We start from the raw sequence: 21,647 nt of genomic DNA, 5'->3' as shown, positions 1-21,647 counted from the left end.
CGCCGCATCGAAGTGCTGGAGAATTGCCGGCGATGCTGACGCAAAGGCTGCCGGGCAATCCAGCGGCCGCGACTCGGACCTGTTCTTTGCAAGTTAACGGTTACATCGCCGAATTCTTTAGAAGAATGGCCGCGCGCCCCAAGCCCTCAGCGCGGCGGGTTTCCACGCAATTTGTCGCCATCCCGATTTGCGGTAGAGTGCGATGAAGGAAGGTGAGCGGGCAGGCGGGATTCGCTGCGGGAAGAAGCTGCAAAATCTTTCCAACGATGGTCCGCATGCTTTAGCCTGATTCATCGCTTGTCATTGGTTTCCACTGTTATCGAGTTGTTATCGTTCCATTTGCCGTACGCCATGACCGTGTCTCCAAGCCGATTGTCACAGCCGGACCAGAGTCCGGACGCCGCCACCGCCAGCATTGCGCTGCGTCGGCTTCCGGCGTGCCGGGTGCGTGAAGCCGAGCAAGTTGGAAGGGCTGTAGCCATCGGGCCGATCAATGCCCCCGGTTGATCCCACTTCATCGCCAGGCGATTCCATCGACGTGTCCGCTGATCCGTCGGCCATCCGGGAACCGGAAAGTGTTTATCTGGGCCGGCAGCCGATCATCGACCGCAAGGGCGCGCTGCACGCCTACGAGTTGCTCTTTCGCGACAGCCCCGACAATCGCGCGCGGATTTTCGACGATGTCCAGGCTACCGCCCATGTCGTGGCGCGAACGGTAGGCGAGATCGGTTTGTCAGCCGTGCTCGGCGATCATCGCGGCTTCGTGAACATGAATCGCGACTTGTTGTTCGATGACATCGTCCACATCATGCCGCCCGATCGCTTCGTGCTCGAGATCCTTGAAACGGTTACCTTCGACGCAAAGCTCTTCAAGCGCTGCGAGCAGTTGCGGGCGGCCGGCTTTCAATTCGCACTCGATGACGTCGTTGCGCTCACCGAACCGCTGCACGAAGCGTTGCCTTACGTCGACTACGTGAAGATCGACTTTCTGACGGCCGACCGCGCGCATATTCCGGAACTCGCCGCCACGCTCAAACGTCATGGCAAAACTCTGATCGCCGAAAAGATCGAAACCCACCAGGACTTCAACGAAGCCAGCAGACTCGGCTTCGACCTCTTCCAGGGCTATTTCTTCGCGCGCCCGCAAGTGCTCGTGACGCGCCGCTCGAACCCGTCGCGCACTGCGCTATTGCGATTGCTGGGCCTGCTTTCCGGTGAACCCGGCATTGCGGAACTCGAAGCCGAACTGAAGCTCAATCCGAACGTGGTGGTGCAGTTGCTGCGCCTCGCCAATTCGAGTGCGTTCAAGCTGGCGCGGCCGGTTTCGTCGCTGCGCGAGGCCATCGCGGCGACCGGCACACGGCAGATATCGCGCTGGACCCAGTTGCTGCTTTATGCCGATGGCCGCCATCTGCCTTGGCGCTCCGACCCGCTCGTGCAGCTCGTCGGCACGCGCGCACGCTTCATGGAACTGGCGGCGCGCGCGTTGCGGCCATCGGATGAAGGATTCGCCGATGCCGCCTTCATGACCGGCATCTTTTCACTCGTCCATGTGGTCGTGGACTTGCCGCCTGTCGAAATCATGCAGTTGTTGAAGTTGTCGAAAGAGATTTGCGACGCGATCGTGGAAGGCAGCGGGCCGCTCGGCGCGTTGTTGCGGATTTCACAGGCCGCGGAACGGGGCGACGCGCCGGAGCTGGATTCGAGCATTGGCTCGGACGCCGAATTCGCGGTGCTGAGCCCGTCCGTGCTCGCCCAGTTGCAGTTCGATGCCGCCACGTGGTTCGGCGCCCACCGGGTGGAATAGTGTAGTCTCGCCGGACGGTTGTATTGTGTGCATGCTTACTATCCCCGGCAAAGCAGCCAATCAAGAACGAAGGGACTGTCATGAAGCGTAAATTTGCGGGTAAGTTGCTGGGTTTATCGCTGGGCGCCGCGTTGGCGGCTTATGCGCTTGTTGCCTACGCAACGTTGAAGCCGGGCGACCAGGCGCCGGGCTTCACCACGCAGGCATCGCTGGGCGGAAACGTCTTCGACTATTCGCTCGCAAGCGCGTTGAAGAAGGGACCGGTCGTGCTCTACTTTTATCCGGCTGCGTTCACGAAAGGCTGCACCATCGAGGCGCATGAATTCGCCGATGCCGTCGACGAATACAAGGCACAGGGCGCGACCGTTATCGGTGTGTCGCATGACAACATCGACACGCTGAAGAAGTTTTCGGTGAGCGAGTGCCGCAGCAAATTCCCTGTTGCCGCCGACGCCGACTCGAAGATCATCAAGCAATACGACGCGTCCATGCCGCTCGTGAATTCCATGGCGAACCGTGTTTCGTACGTGATTGCGCCCGATGGCAAGGTGATCTACGAATACACGAGCCTGTCGCCGGATCAGCACGTGGCGAACACGCTGCAGGCGTTAAAAGATTGGAACGCGAAGCACAAGACACAATAATCCCCGCGCTTGAGGTTGTTTGCTGATGCCGATAATCGTTGTACTGGTTGTTCTCGTGGCCGTGATCTACGGCGCGTTCTGGTCTTTCCACGCAATCTCGGCGGCGTTCGGCCTGGGCATTGCAGTTGGCGCCGCGATCCTGGCGGGTTTGATCGTGGCGGCCGCTGCAGCCTACTTCTGGTTCCGGTGGAAAGAGGTCGCTCCCAATGCCAGCGATGGCGACTGGACGCATGAGCTCAAAGCCGACTGGGGTGGCGTGAGAGTGGCGGCGGGCAAACGCCTGTGCGAGGTTCGCGTGGCCGAGCGCACCGGCATGTACATCTTTGCCGACCTGCGCGGCGCGCGCATGGAGGCGGGTTCGGCGGGAAGCGCCTGGCAGGTTGTGCTGGATGTGGACGACTCCGCGAACCCGCAATGGATCTTGCCCATGCGCGACCGGCGCGAAGCGCACAAGTGGAGCCGGATCTTGCAAAAGGCGACCGACGAGAAGTTGTAATTCTTTAGTGATATCCCATATCGCTGCGTACTTTCCCGCGAAAGACCCAGTACGACCAGACGACATAAATCACGATCACCGGCAACAGGAACATCGTTCCAATAAGCAGGAACTGCTGTGAAAGGGGCGCAGTGGATGCGTCCCACAGCGTCACCGATGGCGGTGCAATAAACGGCCACAAACTGATCACAAGCCCGGTGAATGCGAGGAAGAACAGGCCGATCGAACACATGAACGGCACGACTTCGCGGCGCTTGCCCAGCGCAGACCACAATGTCCAAACAAGCAGCACCGTCAGCACCGGCACCGGCGCAAATACGAAACTCGCGGGAAAGCTGAACCATCGTTCCGAAATCCGTGCGTCCTTGAGCGGCGTCCAGATGCTGATCAGCAGAATGAACGCGATCACGCCGAACAGCACCTTCTTCGCCATGCCGCGCGCCCATTCCTGTAAATCGCCTTCGGTTTTCAGCACGAGCCAGGTCGTGCCCTGCAACGCGTAACCGAAGATCAATCCGATGCCTGTCAAAAGCGGAAAGGGCGCGATCCAGTCCCAGCTGGTTCCGGCGAAAACGCGGCCGTGGATTGGAAAGCCCTGGATGAACATGCCGAGCACCACGCCCTGCGAGAACGTCGCGATAAGCGATCCGTAACCGAATGCGCCGTCCCATATCCATTTCCGTGCGTTGATCACTTCGCGGAATTCGAACGCGACGCCGCGAAAGATCAAGCCGAGCAGCATCAGCAGAATAGGAAAATAAACCGCTGGAACGATGATCGAGAACGCCAGCGGAAACACGGCGAGCAAGCCGCCGCCGCCGAGGATCAGCCAGGTTTCGTTGAAGTCCCAGACGGGCGCGACCGAGTTGATCATCAACTGCCTTTCGGCCGGATCGTGGCGCAGCAGAAACACCATGCCAACGCCCAGATCGAAGCCGTCCAGCAGCACGTACATGAATACGGCGAGCGCCAGGATGGCGGCCCACATCGGCACGAGGTCGAGCATCATGGTCTCCTGGCTGGCGGAATCACGTCGTCCGGGCGGACCGCTTTGGTCACGCCCGAAGCCGCCGCGCTTGCCGGTGCAGCACTTGCCGATGCCGCCGATAAAGGCCGCGCCGCACGCGTCTCCGGTTGCAGCTGATCGTGATCGGTATCGTGGTGTTCGTCGGCGGGACCGATGCGCACGAGGCGCCGCAGCAGGATGAATCCCGAGCCGAAAATCACGATGTACGCCAGCACGTAGAGCAGCCACGAAAGCCCGACATCGCCGGCTTTCAGCGACGGCGTGACCGAGTCGCTCGTGCGCATCAGGCCATATACGGTCCATGGCTGGCGGCCGCTTTCGGTCGTGGTCCATCCGGCCAGCACGGCGATAAACCCAAGCGGCATGCCATACGTGGCGCATCGCAGCCAGCGCGTGCTGGTTTCGAGCTTGCCGCGCGCAAACAGCACGATGCCGGACAGCACGAGCACGAACATCAGCAAGGCAATGCCGACCATGATCCGGAACGCAAAGAACACGACAGCCACGTTAGGCCGATCCTCGCGCGGAAAGTCTTTCAGACCTTGCACGACGCCATTTGGATCGTGCGTAAGATAGATGCTCCCGAGCACGGGTATCGATAATTCGAAGCGGTTGCGTTCGTTCTCCTGGTCTGGAATGGCGAAGATGGCGGCGGGAATGCGCGAGCCTGTTTCCCACAAGCCTTCCATGGCCGCGAGTTTCGCCGGCTGATGTTCGCGGGTATTGAGACCATGCATATCGCCGATAACCATCTGCACCGGCACCATGATCATCAGAAAGATCAGCGCCATCTTCGTCATCACGCGGCTTTCTTCCAGCGACCGGCGTTGTCGAAGGTACATAGCGCCGACGCCGAGAATCACGAACGCCGCCGTGACGAGAAACGCGCTGACCGTGTGGCCGAGGCGGTATGGGAAGGAGGGCGTGAAGATGGCGTCGAAGAAACTCGTCACTTCGAAACGACCGTCGGGAAGGATCTTGTAGCCGCGCGGCGTCTGCATCCAGCTATTGACCGCGAGAATCCAGAACGAGGAAATCACCGTTCCCGACGCCACGAAAAACGCAGCCAGCACATGCGCCCATTGCGGCACGAGCTTGCGGCCGAAGAGCAACACGCCGAGGAACGCGGCTTCGAGGAAAAACGCGGTGAGGACTTCGTAACCCATCAACGGGCCGATAACGCTCGCGGTGGCATCGGTGAAACGGCTCCAGTTGGTGCCGAACTGGAACGGCATCACGATCCCCGATACCACGCCCATGCCGAACGAAACCGCGAATATCTTGAGCCAGAACGCCGAGAGCCGCCGATAGACGTCGCGTTTGGTGATCCACCAAAGCACTTCCAGTGTCGCGATAAAACACGACAAGCCGACTGTGAACGCGGGCAGCAGGATGTGAAATGCGATGACCCACGCGAACTGAAAACGGGACAGCAATACGGCATCTAATTCCATGAACACTCCACTTGAGAAGTTTTCTATGGCGCGCTGACGGGTTTAGATTAAACCAGCTTTCCATGAGACGACGATATTATTTAGTGCCCGCTTTCCGAATAAGAATCCAATAACGCTCAACAAATTGGTCGAATGCGATGCTTTCTTATCGTTGATATAATTACGCTTTCATTACACGTCACGTGGACGACCACGCGCGCGTCGATTACACCGGGGACGGCCCCACTTTTGTCGATGGGGAATGTCCATGTCCTGGTTTCTTTTGTTTATCGCCGGATTGCTCGAAGTTGCATGGGCCGCGGGTCTCAAGACTTCCGAGGGTTTTACGCGCTTGTGGCCGTCGGTGTTCACGGTCGTGACGGCGACCGGCAGCTTCGTGCTGCTTGCCATGGCCATGCGCCAACTGCCGCTCGGCACCGCTTACGCTGTATGGACGGGCATCGGCGCGGTCGGCGCTTTTATTTTCGGCATCGTGATGATGGGTGAGGCGCTGACGGTGGCGCGGGTCGCCAGTGCGGCGTTGATCGTGGTCGGGCTGATCGGGCTGAAGCTGTCGTCGGGACATTGAACGCGAGGTTTTGCTGCATCAAGCGCTCAAACAATCGCTGGAATAGCCGTTAATGAGTCTATGCAGGAACGCGGCGCGCTGCATCGGTTAGCAACCGGTGGCTATAATGGGTTCAAACGGCCTGCTGGTTCGGCGTTTAACGGCACGGTCCGTAGCATATCGATCACGTCCGGCTCCAACGCTTTACGTTTTGTCCAATATCCCACCCACTGCTCGTTCCCGAACAGCGGGTAGAACACTCAAAGTCAGGAGCGCCGCGACGGTCCTGGTACCTGGCGCGGGGTGAGCAGCGCGCAAGGAGACGGTGATGCTTGAAGCACTTTCGCTGGCAGCGGGGCTTTCCTGGGCGAGCGGGCTGCGACTCTACCTGACGGTGTTCATCGCCGGGCTGTTCGAGCGGCTGGGCCTGATCCATCTGCCTGAAACGCTGGCGGTTCTGGCCTCTCCGTGGGTGATCGGCGTGGCGGCGGCGCTGACCATCGTAGAATTTTTCGCCGATAAAATCCCCGCCTTCGATTCCCTCTGGGACGCAATTCATACCTTTATCCGCATTCCCGCCGGCGCTGTACTGGCCGTCGGCGCGTTCGGTCATGCCGATCCGGCCCTCCTGACCATCGCCGCGCTTGCCGGCGGCACGCTCGCGGGCGCCGCGCATCTGGCTAAAGCCGGAACGCGCGCGTTGATCAATTTATCGCCGGAACCGGTGTCGAACTGGGTTGCCTCCGCCACCGAGGACTTCGGCGCGTTGCTCGGCATCACGCTGGCGTTGTTCGTGCCGTTGCTGTGCTTGTTGCTGATCATTGCGTTTCTACTATGCGCCGGATGGGCCTTGCCGCGACTCATGCGAGGCGTGCGCGGCGGATTCGGCCGAATGGCCAAGCACATGGTCGCAGCCCCGAGCGTCGGTGCACGCATCAATTCCGCCGGACCGTTCAGGAGCAAGCACGATTGAGTACCAGTAGCCTGGATAGCAGCGGTTCGGATTCGAAGCAGGAATCGAAACAGAATTTAGGTCGGCATGGCTTGAGCATCGCGCAGATTGCGCGGCAATCGCTGCGCATGACTGCTCGCGACTGGCGTGCCGGCGAACTGACCATGCTCATTCTCGCGCTCGTGCTGGCGGTTGCCGCGCTGGCGAGCGTTGGTTTTCTCGGCGACCGGATGCGGCAGGGACTTGAGCGCGACGCGCGGCAGATGATCGCCGCGGATTTTGTGGTTCGAGCGGATCATCCTGTGGATCCATCGTTTGCCGCCGAAGCCGCACAACTCAAGCTCGAAACCGCGACCACGGCAATTTTCCCCAGCATGATCAGCGCGGGCGTTTCCGGCAGCGGCACCGCGGCGCCCGTCGCCCGGTTATCGGCGCTCAAGGCCGTGTCGCCCGGGTATCCGTTGCGCGGCGCGTTGCGTATTGCGCCGGCGGTCGGTCAACCCGACGCTCCAGCCACGTCTATTCCCGCGCCCGGCACCGTCTGGGCCGATCCCGCCTTGCTCGATGCGCTGAAAGTGCCCGTAGGCGGAACGGTCCGGGTCGGTACGCGCACGTTCAAGGTTTCAGCGATCATCACGCGCGAACTCGATCGCGGTTTTTCCTTCGTGAGCTTCTCGCCGCGCCTGATGATGCGCGCCGACGAGCTTGCGTCCACCGGGCTCGTGACGTTCGGCAGCCGCGTGACGTATCGACTGCTGGTGGCGGGGCCGGACGCGCAGGTCAAGCAATTCGCCGAATTCGCCCGCGACAAGGTCGATGGAAAACCGGCCGGCGGGTCGAACGGCGCTTCGGCCGAAGGCAGCAAGCTGCGCGGCGTAGCACTTGAATCGCTGCAGGACGGCCAGCCGCAAGTTCGTCAGACCATCGACCGGGCGAGTCATTTTCTGACGCTGGTTTCGCTTCTGACCGCGTTGCTCGCGGCAGTTGCGATCGCGATGGCGTCGCATCGTTTTGCGCGCCGTCACCTCGACGGCTGCGCCGCGATGCGTTGTCTCGGCGTGAGTCAGGCGACGTTGCGATCGCTGTTTATCGGCGAGTTTTTACTGGTGGGCGTGCTGGGCAGCGTGGTTGGCGTGGTGCTGGGTTTCGGCGGGCATCTCGTGTTGCTCAGCTGGCTTGGAACGCTCGTCGATGTCGAGTTGCCGTCGCCCAGCATCTGGCCAGCGGTGCAGGGCGTGGCTACCGGGCTCGTGCTATTGCTTGGCTTTGCGGTGCCGCCGTTGCTGCCGCTGACGCGCGTGCCGCCCGTGCGTGTGATCCGGCGTGAACTCGGCGATGCAGGGCGTATCGCGTGGTTCGCTTACGCCGTCGGCGTGATGTTGTTTGCCGGACTGCTCGTGATCGCGGCGGGCGAGCTGAAACTTGGCGGGATCGTGGCGGGCGGTTTTGCGGGCGGTTTGCTCGTGTTCGGCGTGATCGCGCGCGTGGCGCTCTGGGCGGCAGCGCGGTTCGTGCGCAGCGAGCGCGTGGGGGCGGGCGTGGGCTGGCGCTACGCACTTGCATCGCTGGAGCGGCGCAGCGGCGCGAGCGCGTTGCAGATCACGGCGTTGGGTATCGGTTTGATGTGTTTGTTGCTGATCGCCATGACGCGTAGCGATTTGATCGCCGGGTGGCGGCAATCCACGCCGCCGGACGCGCCGAATCAGTTCCTGATCGATATCCAGCCCGACCAGCGCGCGGGCGTTACCACGTACTTGAAGCAGCACGGACAAGGCGACGCCGCGTTGTCGCCGATGGTGCGCGGCCGTCTTGTCGCGGTCAACGGCAAGCCGGTGAGCCCGGACAACTACGAGAAAGCCGATGCCAAACGGCTGGTCGATCGCGAATTCAATCTGTCGTACACCACCGAGCTTCCCGGCGATAACCGCCTGGTCGGCGGCGACTGGTACGGCACGGACGGCAAACCGCAGGTATCGATAGAACAAGGGCTCGCGAAGACCATTGGCGTGAAACTCGGCGACACTTTGCGTTTCGACGTCGCCGGCATGCAAGTGGAAGGGCCGGTGACGAGCCTGCGCAAGGTCGACTGGAATTCGTTCAAGGTGAACTTCTTCGTGCTGATGCCGCCGCCGTCCATCAGCGACTTGCCCGCCACGTTCATCACGAGTTTTCATTTGCCGCCGGGGCAGCAGGGTTTGATCGATGGACTAGTTGGCCAGTATCCGAACGTGACCGCCATCGATACCGCGCCGATCCTCGCGCAAATCCAGCGCGTGCTCGAACAGGTGATCGGCGCTGTGCAGTTCCTGTTCATCTTCACGCTGGCTGCCGGCGTGCTTGTTCTGTACGCCGCGCTTGCCGGTACGCGCGACGAACGCATGCACGAGTCCGCGTTGCTGCGCGCGCTGGGCGCTTCGCACAAGCAGGTGCGCTCGGTGCAGACGGCTGAGTTCGTCGCGGTCGGCGCGCTCAGCGGGCTGATGGCGGCGCTCGGCGCGCAAGGCATCGGCTATCTGCTCGCGACGCGCGTGTTCGAGTTTCACATCGATTTCAATCCGTGGCTCGTGCCAGCCGGCATTGCCGCGGGCGTGGTCTGTTCGGGGCTGGGCGGCTGGTTGAGCCTGCGCCGCGTGCTGTCGCGTCCGGCGCTGCAATCCCTACGCGACGCCTGAGTCACAATCAAAGATACGCATGACCGAAGCAACCTCCGACGCAACTCAGCAGGAAACGCCGCAACCCACGGCATTCGAACTCATCGGCGGCGAGGCGCGCGTCCGGGCGCTCGTCGACCGGTTCTACGACCTGATGGATCTGGAGCCCGAGTTTGCCGTGTTGCGCGGTTTGCATCCGCCGACGCTCGATAATTCCCGCGACAAGTTCTTCTGGTTCCTGTGCGGCTGGATGGGCGGCCCCGATTACTACATCAGCAAGTTCGGTCATCCGCGTTTGCGGGCGCGGCATTTGCCTTTTGCGATTGCATCGCCGGAACGGGATCAATGGCTGCGCTGCATGGCTTGGGCAATGGAAGACATCGGCCTCGACGAACCCATGCGCGAACGCCTGCTCACCTCTTTCTTCGATACCGTTGACTGGATGCGAAATCGTCCGGGCTGAGTTTTATGACTGACGCGCTGGATCATCGTGCTCGAGACGTGCTGGACGCGTGGTTCGGGACGCCCGATTCACTGGAGTTCGGGCACGCGCGCAGGCAATGGTTCAAGAAGAACGCCGCCTTCGATACCGCGCTTCACGCGCGTTTCGGCGGCTTGCTCGATCTGGCGTTGAGAGGAGAGCTTGCGTCGTGGTCTGCTGCGCCGCTTGGCGCGTTGGCGTTGATCGTGATGCTCGACCAGTTCACGCGCAATTGTTTTTGTGGAACGCCGCGCGCATTTTCCGGTGACGTGATGGCTCTGGAACTCGCCCGCGAACTGGTTGTTTCAGGCAAGGAGCGCAGCTTGCCGACTGTCTATCACCGCATGTTCGTGGCCATGCCATTCGAGCACCACGAGGCAATCGAGAGTCAGCGCGAAGCGGTGCGTCTTTATCAGATTCTCTTCGATGAAACCCGCGAAGACGATATCGAATCAGGTCTCAAGTACGCCATCCGTCACGCTGAAGTGATCGATAGATTCGGACGCTTTCCGCATCGAAACGTGATCCTCGGCCGTGAATCGACAGCCGAGGAACTCGAGTGGCTCAAGACGAATCGCGGTTTTTGATTCGCCACGAAACTCAACGTCCGCCCGCTACGTCGAGCAACGCGCCGGTCACATAAGACGACGCATCCGATAGCAGCCACACGATCGATTCCGCGACTTCATCGGCGGTACCGGGCCGGCCTAGCGGCGCCAGCACGCCCAGTTGCGCCGCGCGATCGGGCTTGCCGCCGCTCGCGTGGATCTCTGTATCGATCAAACCCGGACGCACGGCGTTCACGCGCACGCCTTCCGGGCCGAGTTCCTTCGCGAGACCGATAGTCAGCGTATCGACGGCGCCCTTCGAACCCGCGTAATCCACGTATTCGTTGGGCGATCCGAGCCGCGCCGCCGCCGACGAAATATTGACGATCGATCCGCCCGCGCCACCGCGCTTCGTCGACATTCGCCGCGCCGCTTCGCGCGCGCAGAGGTACGCGCCGAGCACGTTGGTATCGAAAACGCGTTTCATGCGGGCCACGTCCATGTCCGCCAGCGCCGAACCTGGCGCAACGATGCCCGCGTTGTTCACGAAGCCATCGATTGTCCCGAATGCTCGAACGGTGGCATCGAACATGGCGATGACATCGGCTTCCTGGCTGACATCGCCTTGGATGGCGATCGCGTGGCCGCCCGCAGCTTCGACGCGGGCGACGGTTTCATCGGCGGCGGCGCGGTTCGTGGCGTAATTCACGCCGATCGACCAGCCGCGCGCCGCGCACAACAACGCTGCTGAGCGGCCGATGCCGCGGCTGCCGCCCGTGATCAAAACGACTTTCGACATAACCGGAACTCCGTTCAAACAGCGTCGCGTTTTTCGGGCCAGCGATCGATCGCCGGCGGTCTGTATGCCTTCAGCGCGCCGATCAGTTTCGCCGGATCGGATTCGACCTGAAGCATGTCGAGAAACGGCGCGCGCATGAAACCTTCCTCGACCGTGTGCTTGAGCATGGCCAACAGCGGATCGTAGTAATTGTCGATGTTCAGGAGCGCGACGGGTTTCTCGTGGTATCGAAGTTGCGCCCACGTATAAACCTCGAACAGCTCTTCGAACGTGCCTACACCGCCCGGCATCGATACAAACGCATCCGACAGATCCGCCATCTTCTTCTTGCGCTGATGCATGTCGGGCACCACATGCAGCTCGGTCAACCCTTTGTGGCCGACTTCCTTGTTCATCAGCAATTCCGGGATGACGCCGATCGCGCGGCCGCCGTGGGCGAGCACTTCATCGGCGATGGTGCCCATCAATCCCACGCTCCCGCCGCCGTAGATCAGCGCGAGATCCGCCTGAACCAATGCGCGTCCGAACGCCTTGGCCGCTTCGGCATAGACCGGGCGGGCTCCGTAAGAGGAGCCGCAATATACACACACTGCTTTCATTAGATAGGTTCCTTGGGCGCGCCGTCTTCCTTCGGCGCGCGGTAGTCGGCAAAGACGCGTTCAGGCATTTTCCCGGACACGAGGTCATCGAAAATCTGCCGTGAACGGCCGCGCAAATACGGCGCCATTACCGAGATGATATTCAGGCTTGCCTGATGCAATTCCGCGCGAATCGTGTCCTGCTCGTTGTATTTGCGCGGGTTCATGACGAACTGATACGACAGCCAGTACGTCGCGATGATCCCCATGTTGGTCGCGATCACCTTGATCTCCGCGGGCGTCGCGACCATTTCGCCATCGGTTACGAGCGCGTCGCAGAGTTGCTGCGCGAAGTTGACCTTGTGCGTGATGATCTGCTTGAAATGCGTTTCGAGCGTGCGGTTGCGGGCAAGCAGGTCGTTCAGGTCACGGTACAGGAAACGGTATTGCCAGAGAAAATCCGCCATGTACTGCAGATACGACCACATTTCGTCGATAGTCGGACGATGATCTTCCGGAAACCGCAGCCGCTTTTCGATCAGTTGTTCGAACTGCGCGAAGATGCTGTTGATGATGTCGTCTTTATTGCGGAAATGGTAGTACAGATTGCCCGGGCTGATCTCCATCTCTTCCGCGATAGTCGTGGTCGTGACGTTCGGTTCCCCAATGTCGTTAAAGAGTTTCAGCGACAGTTCGAGAATGCGCTCGCGCGTGCGGCGGGGAGGTTTTGCTTCCATGTCGTCCGACCTGGTTGACCGGCGAAGGCGAGCCGCCTGGACGGCAGCGCTCGGACCCTGAAACCGGAGGCTATCTTGAATATCGGACGATTATAAACGGGTGGTTCGCGGGCGGGTCGGCTTCAGAATAGCGCGAGGGTCCATCGCCAGAGTAGCGGCCCTACGATCAGCGCCCAGGTCAACAGGCACACGAGCAGCGCCACCATGACCGCCGCACTGCCAAAGTCCTTCGCGCGTTTGGAAAGCTCGTGGCGTTCCAGCGAAATCCGGTCGATGGCCGCTTCCACGCTCGAATTCAGCAGTTCCACCATGAGAACCAGCAGCACCGATGCAATCAGCACCGCGCGCTCCACCGGCGCGACCGGCACAAAAATACCGCACGGCAGAAGAATCGCCGCGAGCGTCAGCTCCTGGCGGAACGCGCTTTCCTCGCGGATCGCCACGCGAAAGCCGTTCAGCGAGTTTTTCATCGCGTGCCAGGCGCGGGTCAGGCCGCGGTTGCCCTTGTACGGATTGAAGGGCAGGGGAGCCAGGGGATCGTCGGGACCCAGCGGTTCTCGAGCGTTCGGCAAGGTATCGACGTCGCTGTGCACGTCAACGTCGTCCGCTTCCTGATCGAAGGGATCGCGATGAACATAAAGCAACGAGTCCGCTTGCACTGAAGGTTTGGCTTTCACATTGCGAGTCGGTGGAGGTGCGTTCGTGGTGCGTTGATGTTGCGCTGATCGCTCTAAGCTGCGGCTTGCTTCTGGGTCGCGCCGCGCGTGCCGAGCGGCTTCAGATGCGAAGCAAATTGCTCCGATGCCGCGCGCCACGAAAACTTCTCCGCCCATGCGCGCGCATCGGCACGTTCAATTTTAAGCGCACGCAGGCAGGCTTCCTGCAAATCTTCATCGAGCGCGCCGGGGCCATCTGTTCCCAATACATCGATAGGACCCGTCACCGGATAGGCCGCCACCGGCGTGCCGCACGCCATGGCTTCGAGCAGCACCAGACCGAAGGTGTCCGTGCGGCTCGGGAATACAAAAACATCGGCGGCTGCATAGACCTTCGCGAGCTCGGCCTGCGACAACACGCCGAGATAATTCACGTTCGTATAACGCGATTTCAGTTCGGCGAGCGCCGGACCTTCGCCTGCCACCCATTTTGAACCCGGCAGGTCCAGCTTCAAAAAAGCCTCGACGTTCTTTTCCACGGCCACGCGTCCCACGTACAAAAATATCGGACGCGTGGTGTTGAGAACCTTTGAGTCCATCGGCTGAAAGATATCCAGATCCACGCCCCGCGTCCACAGTACAACGTTCGTGAAGCCGAATTTTTCGAGGTCCGTTTTCACCACGGGCGTCGGCGCCATCACCGCTTGCGAGGGTTTGTGAAACCAGTGCAGGAACTTGTACGTCGCGCTGATCGGAATGCCGAAACGCGCCTGAACGTACTCCGGAAAACGCGTGTGATAAGCGGTCGTGAACGGCAATTTGTTGCGTATGGCAAACGAGCGCGCCGCCATGCCGAGCGGACCTTCTGTTGCAATGTGCAACGCATCGGGCGCGAACTCTTCAATGCGCTCTGCCACGCGGCGTCGCGGCAATAGCGACAGCCGGATCTCGGGATACGTCGGGCACGGGATGGTCCTGAACTCGAGCGGCGTGAGCAATTCCACGCGATGCCCCAGCGCCGTCAATTCGCGGCTCGTGCTTTTCAGTGTACGCACTACGCCGTTGACTTGAGGTTCCCAAGCATCGGTCACGATCATGATTTTCATTCGATGGCCTCTCAGTAGGTGAAGCGCTCAGGCGGTTGCCCCGGCCTTTTGTACGTGGTGTTCAGGTGAGCGCAGAACGGTCCAGTAAACAATCTTCAGTTCGCCTTCGAACGTCTCGACGAGCGCCGACAAACTCTCGACCCAGTCGCCGTCGTTGCAGTACAGAACGCCGTCGATATCGCGAATCTCGGCTTTGTGTATGTGTCCGCAGACCACGCCGTCGCAACCGCGGCGGCGCGCTTCGTCGGTCATCACGGACTCGAACTTCGAGATGAAGTTGACCGCGTTCTTGACCTGATGCTTGAGGTACTGCGAGAGCGACCAGTAGTTCAGGCCGAGGCGGCTGCGCGCGCGATTGAACCAGCGGTTGAGCAGCAGAATAAGTGTGTAGAGCGTGTCCCCGAGATAGGCGAGCCACTTGGCGTGCTGAATGACGCCGTCGAAAAGATCGCCGTGGACAATCCACAAGCGCTTGCCGGCAAGCGTGGTATGAAAGGCTTCCTGGCGCACGTGGATATCGCCGAATGCGAGGTCGCAGAACTGACGCGCGGCTTCGTCGTGATTGCCGGGAATGTAGACCACTTGCGTGCCTTTACGGGCTTTGCGCAAAATCTTCTGGATCACGTCGTTGTGCGCCTGCGGCCAGAACCAGCCTTTACGAAGCTGCCATCCGTCGATAATGTCGCCGACCAAATACAAGTATTCCGAATCATTGTGGCGAAGAAAATCGAGCAGGTAATTCGCCTGGCAGCCGCCGGAACCGAGATGGATATCGGAGAGCCAGATGGTGCGGTATTTATGATCGGCGGGACCGTCGTCTGGACGTGAAGTGTTTTGTGGCGCGAGGTTTGGAGTGATCGTTTCGGGCGATAACGGTGGTGAGTGTGTCGCTGCGTCGGTGCGAAACGCGATGGCTTCTGCATCGCGGAGGGTGACAGCTAACAGTTCACTCAGGTTGCTCGCAGACGATTTGGTGGCCATGGGCACGCGCAACGGGTTGCAGTGAGGCCATTGCGCCATGCCCGCGTGACCGTGCCATGACAGTCACAAAAACTTCTTATCGATCTGGTGTCCGATGCATCGCTGTCACGGCGCTTTTTGCAGCTAAAGCGAAGCCCGGCATTCGTGGCGATCCGGCGTAACCCGAAGGCCTTGCGGATCGAAAATTTGCCGTTGCTGCGCATTTTGTCGCGTTCGTGGCAGATCTGTCAAAACTGTGCATAAGGCGCCCTGTTTGAACCGCGCTTTCCCTATACTCACCGGGTCAAAGCGGATTCCTAAATAAATGGACAACGTAACAGTACGTCCCGTCGAGCGCGTATCGACGTGCAAGATCTGCAACGCACAGGCGTTCCTTTACGGCGTCACCGACTTTCATAAGAGCTGCGAAGAAGCGCGAGGGCGCTATCTGCCGCTCATAGGCGTGCCAATCTATTATCACCAGTGCAGCGAATGCAACCTTGTTTTCACGCGGGCATTCGACGACTGGAGCAAGGCCGAGTTCGTACAGCACATCTATAACGACGACTACGTGCTGATCGACCCTGATTATGTCGATGCACGGCCGGCCAACAACGCAGACTTCATTCTTGATTTCGTCAGGAAGGGCAAAGACCTGAAATGCCTGGATTACGGCGGCGGGAATGGAAAACTCGCGGAGCTATTACGGGAAGGCGGGCTGGATGCGTATAGCTGGGATCCGATGGACACAACCGGAACGCAGCAGCCCTCCGATTCCTTCGACTTCATCAGTGCATTCGAAGTGCTCGAACACACGCCGGATCCGGTTGCGACCACTCGGGAAGCTTTAGGATTGCTAGGCCCGCGTGGCGTTTTGTTGTTCTCGACGTTGACCATCGATCATGTGCCGCCGCGCGCTATGGACCACTGGTACATAGCGCCGCGCAATGGCCACATCACGATCTATACGCGACGCGCACTCGACACATTATTCGCGCAGGAAGGTTTCCGTTTGCATCACTTCAACGACAACCTGCACATGGCGTTGAACGATGATCCGGACTGGCTGAGTTGAGTGAACGTAAACGGGGCTGAGCCGCTGCTCAATTAGGAACTACAGGCGACGCAGCGACCACACGCGTCCCGGCCATCCGGTCATGCAGGAATTGTCGCGATGGATCGAGCCATACAGCCGCGGCCCACAGCACGATCCAACCGGCGCAAAGTCCAAGCGTTACAGGCACGGTCAATCCAAGGAACGGATGCAACGCCAGCGGCGGCAAGAACCAGAGCCACGCGAGCACATATCGCGCAATGGCACGCGCAATTGAGACAGGCGCGCCGCGTGCATCGACCACTTTCAGGCGCCAGGTTTTCATCGGCAACGTTTGGCCGCCGTGCGTCCAGAAGTAGACGAAATAAACCGCGAGCACGATCCCGATCCACGTCATCAACACGTTGTGATGCGTAAGTCCGTTACGTTGCTGAGTGAGCGTGCTGAAAATATATCCAGCAATAAACACGATCCCGAACAGGATCACGCCTTCATAGACCATTGCAGCCAGGCGACGCCGCAATTTTGGCGCGACTAGCGGAGCAGGGGAGAGCGACTCTATGGAAGCACTCGCCATATTTCAGGATCCGTTGAAAATCGACGGCGCTTGCTGAGGCGAAACAGGAATCGGCGTGGCAGGGACGAAGCTCGCTGCATTCGGAATAGCCGGCGACGCAGGCGCGGGCACCCCGATTTGCGCTTCGGTCGCCTCGGACGCATGCGTGTGGTCCCGATTGGTGATCAGCCGATTGATGTCCTTGACTTCGGTTTTTCCGGAAGGCGGCGCGCTGACAACGGTCGGCCGGCGCGGTTTCTCGGTAGCCGCGAGCTTTTTCTTTTGTTCTTCGGGGAGCTTTTGATATGCGTCCCAGGCACGTTCGCGCTTTTCGACCGGCACCGACTTGGAAACCTGATAATTTTCCCGCGCAACCTTGCGTTGGTCCGGCGTCATGCGCACCCATTCGGCCATGCGTTCGTGCAGGCGGTTTTGGCCCTCGGGCGATAGCTTGTTATACCGCGATGCGATTTTCATCCACTTGAGCTTTCGTTCCTCGCTGAACTGATCCCATTGCTTGGCAAAAGGTGCGAGCGCGGTTCGCTGGGCTTCGGTAAGGCGGGCCCAGGCAAGTGGACTATCGGGGGAAAGCGAAGAAAGCGGGGACAGCACCTCGCCCGCGCTTGCCCCGGAGGGGGCAGCAGCGAGTGGGATGGCGGAAGCGGCCGAATAGAACCGCGGATAGGTGGCGGCAAACGCGACGAGTCCCGCAATTGCGCATCCAAAGACAATCGCGAGGCCGCGCTTGTAACTCACCCGATAACTCCTGCAGACTTAATGATTGCGCGTCAGGTACGCGTTGAAACCGTGGTCGAGATACGCGTCGAGCGGCAGGTTGTCGCTCAGCATAGCGGCGTCGATATCGGCGAGTTCAGCGGTGCGTTGCTGATCTTCCCAATAAGCGATGCCCGCCAGCCCGATCACGAGCGCGAGCAACGGCCACGCAAGCGTCAGGCGCGAAAAGCGGCCGCGTTTGCCGGACGAGCCAGATGCAGGACTGCCGAGGCTCGGCGCCATGCCCGCGCCGGCGAGCGCAGGCGCGAAAACCGGCGCTGCGACTTTCTCCGGTTTTTTGCGTGCGAGCGCCGTCCGGCGCGCTGCCGCGAGCTTGTCCAGCGACGCGGCAGGTAGCGTTGTAATACTTTCGTCGAGCGCGCGGCGTACCTTCAGCGCGAATTCGGCTTCTTTCTGATCGAGAGCGTTGCTCATAGCGTGATTCCTTTCGCCTTCAGCGCGTGTGCCAGCGCATGCGTGGCCCGCGAGCAATGCGTTTTTACGCTGCCCTCAGAGCAGCCCATTGCAGCGGCGGTTTCGGCGACATCCATATCCTCCCAGTAACGCATGAGAAACGCTTCCCGTTGACGTGCTGGTAGTTTCTGGATTTCCGCGTCGATCAGATTGAGCACCTGTTCGCGCTCGAGCCGGCTTTCGCTGCTCTCCGCACCGACCGTGCCATCCTGCGATTCGAAGGTTTCGAGGGGGTCGAATTCATCGTCGTCGGCATTTCCAAACGATGAAAACAGGCTTACCCACGTATTTCTGACCTTCTGGCGCCTGAAATAGTCGTGCGTTGCATTTTGCAGGATACGCTGAAACAAAAGCGGCAATTCGGCCGGAGGGCGGTCGCCGTATTTTTCGGCGAGCTTGATCATCGCATCCTGAACGATGTCGAGCGCCGCGTCGTCGTCACGTACGGTGTACACCGTCTGCTTGAACGCGCGTCTTTCGACGCCCGCCAGAAAATCGGCGAGTTCCTTGTCTGATGCCATCCGTGAGGCCCGGCGCAACGAGCGTGCGTCGATAAGGGTTGGTGAGAGGTTAAAAACCTGCGGATGCTAACAAACTTTTGAGTGAACAGCGAGGAAATGCGGCCGGGGCGAACCCCGAAACGCCGGTTTTTTAACGGTATTTCGGCGCTTTCCGAGCCGTCTGTCGTGCAATTCAGCGCGTTCCCGTTGCGATTGCAGAAATTTTTGCTTGACTGTCTTTATTGCCTCGGGCTATCGTTTCCGACTCGCATCATCAGTGAACTGTCTCTTTGAGGCGAGCCCAAGAAGCCCGCTTCCCATTAAGACGCGCCGCTTGAACCCGAGCCACAAGCACGGCAGAGAGCACCCAATCAATTTTTTGCCGAAAATTCGAAAGGTGAATGTATGAATATGCCCAGCGCGGAATTCTCCACGTCGGATACGACTCCCCCACTCGAAGCTGAATCCATTGGCGGCACCGTGCTCATGCGCGCGCTGGCCGATGAGAACGTCGAATTCATTTGGGGCTATCCCGGCGGCTCGGTACTTTATATCTACGACGAGTTGTACAAGCAGGACCAGATCCAGCACATTCTCGTGCGCCACGAACAGGCCGCGGTGCATGCCGCCGACGCGTATGCACGCTCGACGGGAAATGTCGGCGTGTGCCTCGTGACCTCCGGCCCCGGCGTCACCAATGCGGTAACGGGCATAGCCACGGCTTACATGGATTCCATTCCGCTGGTCGTCATCAGCGGTCAGGTTCCGACTGCGGCAATCGGCCAGGATGCGTTCCAGGAATGCGATACGGTCGGCATCACCCGTCCATGCGTGAAGCACAACTTCCTCGTGAAGGACGTGCGCGAACTCGCTGCGACCATCAAGAAGGCGTTCTACATCGCGCGCACAGGCCGTCCCGGCCCGGTGCTGATCGATATTCCGAAAGACGTTTCGAAGACCCCGTGCAAATACGAGCCGGTGAAATCCGTCTCGCTGCGTTCATACAATCCGGTTACCAAAGGTCATTCGGGCCAAATCCGCAAGGCCGTGCAGCTTCTGCTGTCGGCAAAGCGTCCGTATATCTATACCGGCGGCGGCATCATCCTGGCGAATGCGGCGCGTGAACTTAACCAGTTCGCCGATCTGCTCGGTTATCCGGTTACGAACACGCTGATGGGCCTGGGCGGGTATCGCGCGGACAAGAAGCAGTTCCTCGGCATGCTCGGCATGCACGGCACGTACGAAGCCAACATGGCCATGCAGCATTGCGACGTGCTGATTGCCATCGGTGCGCGTTTCGATGACCGTGTGATCGGCGATCCGGAACATTTTGCGTCGCATGCGAAGAAGATCATTCACATCGATATTGATCCGTCGTCCATCTCCAAGCGCGTGAAAGTCGATATCCCCATTGTCGGCGACGTGAGGGAAGTGCTGAAGGACCTGATCGAGCAATTGCAAACGGCCGATCATGGCCCGGATACCCCGGCGCTTGCCGACTGGTGGAAGGATATCGAGGCATGGCGTTCGAAGGACTGTCTCAAGTTCGACCGCAAGAGCGAAATCATCAAGCCGCAGTACGTGGTCGAAAAGGCCTGGGAACTCACCGGCGGCGAGGCATTCGTTTGCTCGGACGTGGGCCAGCATCAGATGTGGGCCGCGCAGTTCTACAAGTTCAACGAGCCGCGCCGCTGGATCAACTCGGGCGGACTCGGCACCATGGGCTTTGGTTTGCCGGCGGCCATGGGCGTGAAGATGGCGCATCCGGACGACGAAGTGCTGTGCATCACGGGCGAAGGCTCGATCCAGATGTGCATCCAGGAATTGTCGACGTGCAAGCAGTACAACACGCCGGTCAAGATCATCTCGTTGAACAACCGCTATCTCGGCATGGTTCGGCAGTGGCAGCAGATCGAATACAAGAAGCGTTATTCCAGTTCGTATATGGATGCGCTGCCTGATTTCGTGAAGCTCGCCGAAGCGTACGGCCATGTGGGCATGCGCATCGAACATACGCGCGATGTCGAACCGGCGCTGAAGGAAGCGCTGCGGCTGAAGGATCGCACGGTATTCCTCGACTTCCAGACAGATCCCACCGAAAACGTCTTTCCGATGGTCCAGGCAGGCAAGGGCATCACGGAAATGCTGCTCGGATCGGAAGATCTATAACGGCTGTTTCTCGTGCGGATTCGCGCGCGCCCGTCTTCACAAAAGACGTCTGGCCGTGCACGAGTTTCGCGAAAACACGCTTTCCAACTGGATTAATCGGGAACGCAAACATCATGAGACACATCATTTCCGTGTTGCTGGAAAACGAACCGGGCGCGTTATCGCGTGTCGTCGGCCTCTTTTCCGCACGCGGCTACAACATTGAAACCTTGACGGTGGCGCCGACCGAAGACAGCTCGCTGTCACGGCTCACCATTGTCTCCATTGGCTCGGACGACGTGATCGAACAGATCACGAAGCACCTGAACCGCCTGATCGAGGTGGTGAAAGTGGTCGACCTGACAGAGGGCGCCCACATCGAGCGCGAGCTGATGCTGATCAAGGTAAGGGCGGTCGGTAAGGAGCGGGAAGAGATGAAGCGGATGGCGGATATTTTCCGCGGCCGGATCATCGACGTCACCGAAAAAAGCTACACGATGGAACTGACGGGCGCGAGCGACAAACTCGACGCCTTTATTCAGGGGCTTGATGCGACGGCGATTCTCGAAACCGTGCGCACCGGAAGTTCCGGCATTGGCCGGGGCGAGCGCATTCTGAAGGTTTGAGACTCGCCGCAACGAACTCGCAGTTACCAGTACCCCTTAAACGAATCAACGAATCTATTCAAGGCAAAGGAA

General features: G+C 59.9%; 23 protein-coding genes. 11 read left to right on the top strand and 12 right to left on the bottom strand.

Annotation, left to right across the window (positions count from 1 at the left end):
- The first annotated feature begins 493 nt into the window (after positions 1–493).
- From ASG35_RS05930 to ASG35_RS05920, 3 genes are all read left to right on the top strand, one after another.
- Entirely contained in the window at positions 494–1,807 is a 1,314-nt protein-coding gene (locus ASG35_RS05930) for an EAL and HDOD domain-containing protein (RefSeq protein WP_056354085.1), read from the top strand.
- A gap of 80 nt (positions 1,808–1,887) precedes the next feature.
- On the top strand, positions 1,888–2,451 hold the full coding sequence (locus tag ASG35_RS05925) for a peroxiredoxin (protein ID WP_056354083.1): 564 nt from the start codon (positions 1,888–1,890) through the stop codon (positions 2,449–2,451).
- Between the two features lie 25 nt (positions 2,452–2,476).
- Positions 2,477–2,947: a hypothetical protein gene (locus ASG35_RS05920; protein WP_056354080.1), complete on the top strand. Its 471-nt coding sequence runs from the start codon at positions 2,477–2,479 to the stop codon at positions 2,945–2,947.
- Positions 2,948–2,951: 4 nt separating this feature from the next.
- Here ASG35_RS05920 and cydB read toward each other — a convergent pair whose 3' ends face one another.
- Both cydB and ASG35_RS05910 read right to left on the bottom strand, forming a co-directional pair.
- The gene (gene cydB, locus ASG35_RS05915) at positions 2,952–3,956 is read right to left on the bottom strand and encodes a cytochrome d ubiquinol oxidase subunit II (protein ID WP_200945693.1); all 1,005 of its coding nucleotides are present in this window, start codon (positions 3,954–3,956) and stop codon (positions 2,952–2,954) included.
- The gene (locus tag ASG35_RS05910) at positions 3,953–5,428 is read right to left on the bottom strand and encodes a cytochrome ubiquinol oxidase subunit I (protein WP_056354077.1); all 1,476 of its coding nucleotides are present in this window, start codon (positions 5,426–5,428) and stop codon (positions 3,953–3,955) included. The genes cydB and ASG35_RS05910 overlap by 4 nt, the downstream gene beginning before the upstream one ends.
- Positions 5,429–5,675: 247 nt before the next feature.
- Between ASG35_RS05910 and sugE the strand changes: the two genes are divergently transcribed.
- From sugE to ASG35_RS05885, 5 genes are all read left to right on the top strand, one after another.
- The gene (sugE, locus tag ASG35_RS05905; protein ID WP_056354074.1) at positions 5,676–5,996 is read left to right on the top strand and encodes a quaternary ammonium compound efflux SMR transporter SugE; all 321 of its coding nucleotides are present in this window, start codon (positions 5,676–5,678) and stop codon (positions 5,994–5,996) included.
- A 307-nt stretch (positions 5,997–6,303) separates the two neighbouring features.
- Positions 6,304–6,948, top strand: a complete 645-nt coding sequence (locus ASG35_RS05900; protein ID WP_056354071.1) for a DUF4126 domain-containing protein — start codon at positions 6,304–6,306, stop codon at positions 6,946–6,948.
- A gap of 107 nt (positions 6,949–7,055) precedes the next feature.
- On the top strand, positions 7,056–9,599 hold the full coding sequence (locus ASG35_RS05895; RefSeq protein WP_156393027.1) for an ABC transporter permease: 2,544 nt from the start codon (positions 7,056–7,058) through the stop codon (positions 9,597–9,599).
- A gap of 19 nt (positions 9,600–9,618) precedes the next feature.
- Positions 9,619–10,041: a group II truncated hemoglobin gene (locus ASG35_RS05890; protein ID WP_056354065.1), complete on the top strand. Its 423-nt coding sequence runs from the start codon at positions 9,619–9,621 to the stop codon at positions 10,039–10,041.
- 5 nt (positions 10,042–10,046) lie between these two features.
- The gene (locus tag ASG35_RS05885) at positions 10,047–10,646 is read left to right on the top strand and encodes a DUF924 family protein (RefSeq protein WP_056354062.1); all 600 of its coding nucleotides are present in this window, start codon (positions 10,047–10,049) and stop codon (positions 10,644–10,646) included.
- Positions 10,647–10,659: 13 nt separating this feature from the next.
- Here the strand turns inward: ASG35_RS05885 and ASG35_RS05880 are convergent, their stop codons facing one another.
- The 6 genes from ASG35_RS05880 to ASG35_RS05855 all read right to left on the bottom strand — a co-directional run bounded on the left by ASG35_RS05880 (position 10,660) and on the right by ASG35_RS05855 (position 15,395).
- Positions 10,660–11,406, bottom strand: coding sequence for an SDR family oxidoreductase (locus ASG35_RS05880; RefSeq protein ID WP_056354059.1), 747 nt, complete (start codon positions 11,404–11,406; stop codon positions 10,660–10,662).
- A gap of 14 nt (positions 11,407–11,420) precedes the next feature.
- Positions 11,421–12,005, bottom strand: coding sequence for a TIGR00730 family Rossman fold protein (locus tag ASG35_RS05875; RefSeq protein ID WP_056354056.1), 585 nt, complete (start codon positions 12,003–12,005; stop codon positions 11,421–11,423).
- The gene (locus tag ASG35_RS05870; RefSeq protein WP_056354053.1) at positions 12,005–12,721 is read right to left on the bottom strand and encodes a TetR/AcrR family transcriptional regulator; all 717 of its coding nucleotides are present in this window, start codon (positions 12,719–12,721) and stop codon (positions 12,005–12,007) included. Before ASG35_RS05870 ends, ASG35_RS05875 begins: the two co-directional genes overlap by 1 nt.
- A gap of 122 nt (positions 12,722–12,843) precedes the next feature.
- Positions 12,844–13,398, bottom strand: coding sequence for a diacylglycerol kinase (locus tag ASG35_RS05865; RefSeq protein ID WP_056354050.1), 555 nt, complete (start codon positions 13,396–13,398; stop codon positions 12,844–12,846).
- Positions 13,399–13,451: 53 nt separating this feature from the next.
- The gene (locus ASG35_RS05860) at positions 13,452–14,483 is read right to left on the bottom strand and encodes a glycosyltransferase family 4 protein (RefSeq protein ID WP_056354046.1); all 1,032 of its coding nucleotides are present in this window, start codon (positions 14,481–14,483) and stop codon (positions 13,452–13,454) included.
- A gap of 27 nt (positions 14,484–14,510) precedes the next feature.
- The gene (locus ASG35_RS05855) at positions 14,511–15,395 is read right to left on the bottom strand and encodes a UDP-2,3-diacylglucosamine diphosphatase (protein ID WP_442854812.1); all 885 of its coding nucleotides are present in this window, start codon (positions 15,393–15,395) and stop codon (positions 14,511–14,513) included.
- 373 nt (positions 15,396–15,768) lie between these two features.
- On the opposite strand from ASG35_RS05855, the gene ASG35_RS05850 reads away from it, so the two are divergent.
- A complete protein-coding gene (locus tag ASG35_RS05850) occupies positions 15,769–16,518 on the top strand; it encodes a class I SAM-dependent methyltransferase (protein ID WP_056354042.1) in 750 nt (249 codons plus the stop codon).
- Between the two features lie 28 nt (positions 16,519–16,546).
- On the opposite strand, the gene ASG35_RS05845 is transcribed toward ASG35_RS05850, so the two are convergent.
- Genes ASG35_RS05845 through ASG35_RS05830 form a run of 4 tightly spaced genes read right to left on the bottom strand, consistent with a single transcriptional unit; the run spans position 16,547 to position 18,822 of the window.
- On the bottom strand, positions 16,547–17,074 hold the full coding sequence (locus ASG35_RS05845) for an RDD family protein (protein WP_056354039.1): 528 nt from the start codon (positions 17,072–17,074) through the stop codon (positions 16,547–16,549).
- 3 nt (positions 17,075–17,077) lie between these two features.
- Positions 17,078–17,809 (bottom strand): DUF3106 domain-containing protein, encoded by a 732-nt coding sequence (locus ASG35_RS05840; RefSeq protein WP_056354036.1) that lies wholly within the window; start codon positions 17,807–17,809, stop codon positions 17,078–17,080.
- Positions 17,810–17,827: 18 nt separating this feature from the next.
- The gene (locus tag ASG35_RS05835) at positions 17,828–18,262 is read right to left on the bottom strand and encodes a DUF3619 family protein (RefSeq protein ID WP_056354033.1); all 435 of its coding nucleotides are present in this window, start codon (positions 18,260–18,262) and stop codon (positions 17,828–17,830) included.
- The gene (locus ASG35_RS05830) at positions 18,259–18,822 is read right to left on the bottom strand and encodes an RNA polymerase sigma factor (protein ID WP_056354030.1); all 564 of its coding nucleotides are present in this window, start codon (positions 18,820–18,822) and stop codon (positions 18,259–18,261) included. The genes ASG35_RS05835 and ASG35_RS05830 overlap by 4 nt, the downstream gene beginning before the upstream one ends.
- A 384-nt stretch (positions 18,823–19,206) precedes the next feature.
- On the opposite strand from ASG35_RS05830, the gene ASG35_RS05825 reads away from it, so the two are divergent.
- Both ASG35_RS05825 and ilvN read left to right on the top strand, forming a co-directional pair.
- A complete protein-coding gene (locus ASG35_RS05825; RefSeq protein WP_056354026.1) occupies positions 19,207–20,970 on the top strand; it encodes an acetolactate synthase 3 catalytic subunit in 1,764 nt (587 codons plus the stop codon).
- A gap of 113 nt (positions 20,971–21,083) precedes the next feature.
- The gene (gene ilvN / locus ASG35_RS05820) at positions 21,084–21,575 is read left to right on the top strand and encodes an acetolactate synthase small subunit (protein ID WP_047844600.1); all 492 of its coding nucleotides are present in this window, start codon (positions 21,084–21,086) and stop codon (positions 21,573–21,575) included.
- Positions 21,576–21,647: the final 72 nt, after the last annotated feature.

Source organism: Burkholderia sp. Leaf177 (assembly GCF_001424345.1).
Classification (GTDB): domain Bacteria; phylum Pseudomonadota; class Gammaproteobacteria; order Burkholderiales; family Burkholderiaceae; genus Caballeronia.
This window is presented reverse-complemented; position numbering and strand designations above follow the sequence as displayed.

Bases quoted from the DNA above. Each gene is read 5' to 3' on its own strand.
- ASG35_RS05930 (WP_056354085.1), top strand. From the start codon at position 494: ATGCCCCCGGTTGATCCCACTTCATCGCCAGGCGATTCCATCGACGTG.
- ASG35_RS05925 (WP_056354083.1), top strand. From the start codon at position 1,888: ATGAAGCGTAAATTTGCGGGTAAGTTGCTGGGTTTATCGCTGGGCGCC.
- ASG35_RS05920 (WP_056354080.1), top strand. From the start codon at position 2,477: ATGCCGATAATCGTTGTACTGGTTGTTCTCGTGGCCGTGATCTACGGC.
- cydB (WP_200945693.1), bottom strand. From the start codon at position 3,956: ATGATGCTCGACCTCGTGCCGATGTGGGCCGCCATCCTGGCGCTCGCC.
- ASG35_RS05910 (WP_056354077.1), bottom strand. From the start codon at position 5,428: ATGGAATTAGATGCCGTATTGCTGTCCCGTTTTCAGTTCGCGTGGGTC.
- sugE (WP_056354074.1), top strand. From the start codon at position 5,676: ATGTCCTGGTTTCTTTTGTTTATCGCCGGATTGCTCGAAGTTGCATGG.
- ASG35_RS05900 (WP_056354071.1), top strand. From the start codon at position 6,304: ATGCTTGAAGCACTTTCGCTGGCAGCGGGGCTTTCCTGGGCGAGCGGG.
- ASG35_RS05895 (WP_156393027.1), top strand. From the start codon at position 7,056: ATGACTGCTCGCGACTGGCGTGCCGGCGAACTGACCATGCTCATTCTC.
- ASG35_RS05890 (WP_056354065.1), top strand. From the start codon at position 9,619: ATGACCGAAGCAACCTCCGACGCAACTCAGCAGGAAACGCCGCAACCC.
- ASG35_RS05885 (WP_056354062.1), top strand. From the start codon at position 10,047: ATGACTGACGCGCTGGATCATCGTGCTCGAGACGTGCTGGACGCGTGG.
- ASG35_RS05880 (WP_056354059.1), bottom strand. From the start codon at position 11,406: ATGTCGAAAGTCGTTTTGATCACGGGCGGCAGCCGCGGCATCGGCCGC.
- ASG35_RS05875 (WP_056354056.1), bottom strand. From the start codon at position 12,005: ATGAAAGCAGTGTGTGTATATTGCGGCTCCTCTTACGGAGCCCGCCCG.
- ASG35_RS05870 (WP_056354053.1), bottom strand. From the start codon at position 12,721: ATGGAAGCAAAACCTCCCCGCCGCACGCGCGAGCGCATTCTCGAACTG.
- ASG35_RS05860 (WP_056354046.1), bottom strand. From the start codon at position 14,483: ATGAAAATCATGATCGTGACCGATGCTTGGGAACCTCAAGTCAACGGC.
- ASG35_RS05850 (WP_056354042.1), top strand. From the start codon at position 15,769: ATGGACAACGTAACAGTACGTCCCGTCGAGCGCGTATCGACGTGCAAG.
- ASG35_RS05845 (WP_056354039.1), bottom strand. From the start codon at position 17,074: ATGGCGAGTGCTTCCATAGAGTCGCTCTCCCCTGCTCCGCTAGTCGCG.
- ASG35_RS05835 (WP_056354033.1), bottom strand. From the start codon at position 18,262: ATGAGCAACGCTCTCGATCAGAAAGAAGCCGAATTCGCGCTGAAGGTA.
- ASG35_RS05830 (WP_056354030.1), bottom strand. From the start codon at position 18,822: ATGGCATCAGACAAGGAACTCGCCGATTTTCTGGCGGGCGTCGAAAGA.
- ASG35_RS05825 (WP_056354026.1), top strand. From the start codon at position 19,207: ATGAATATGCCCAGCGCGGAATTCTCCACGTCGGATACGACTCCCCCA.
- ilvN (WP_047844600.1), top strand. From the start codon at position 21,084: ATGAGACACATCATTTCCGTGTTGCTGGAAAACGAACCGGGCGCGTTA.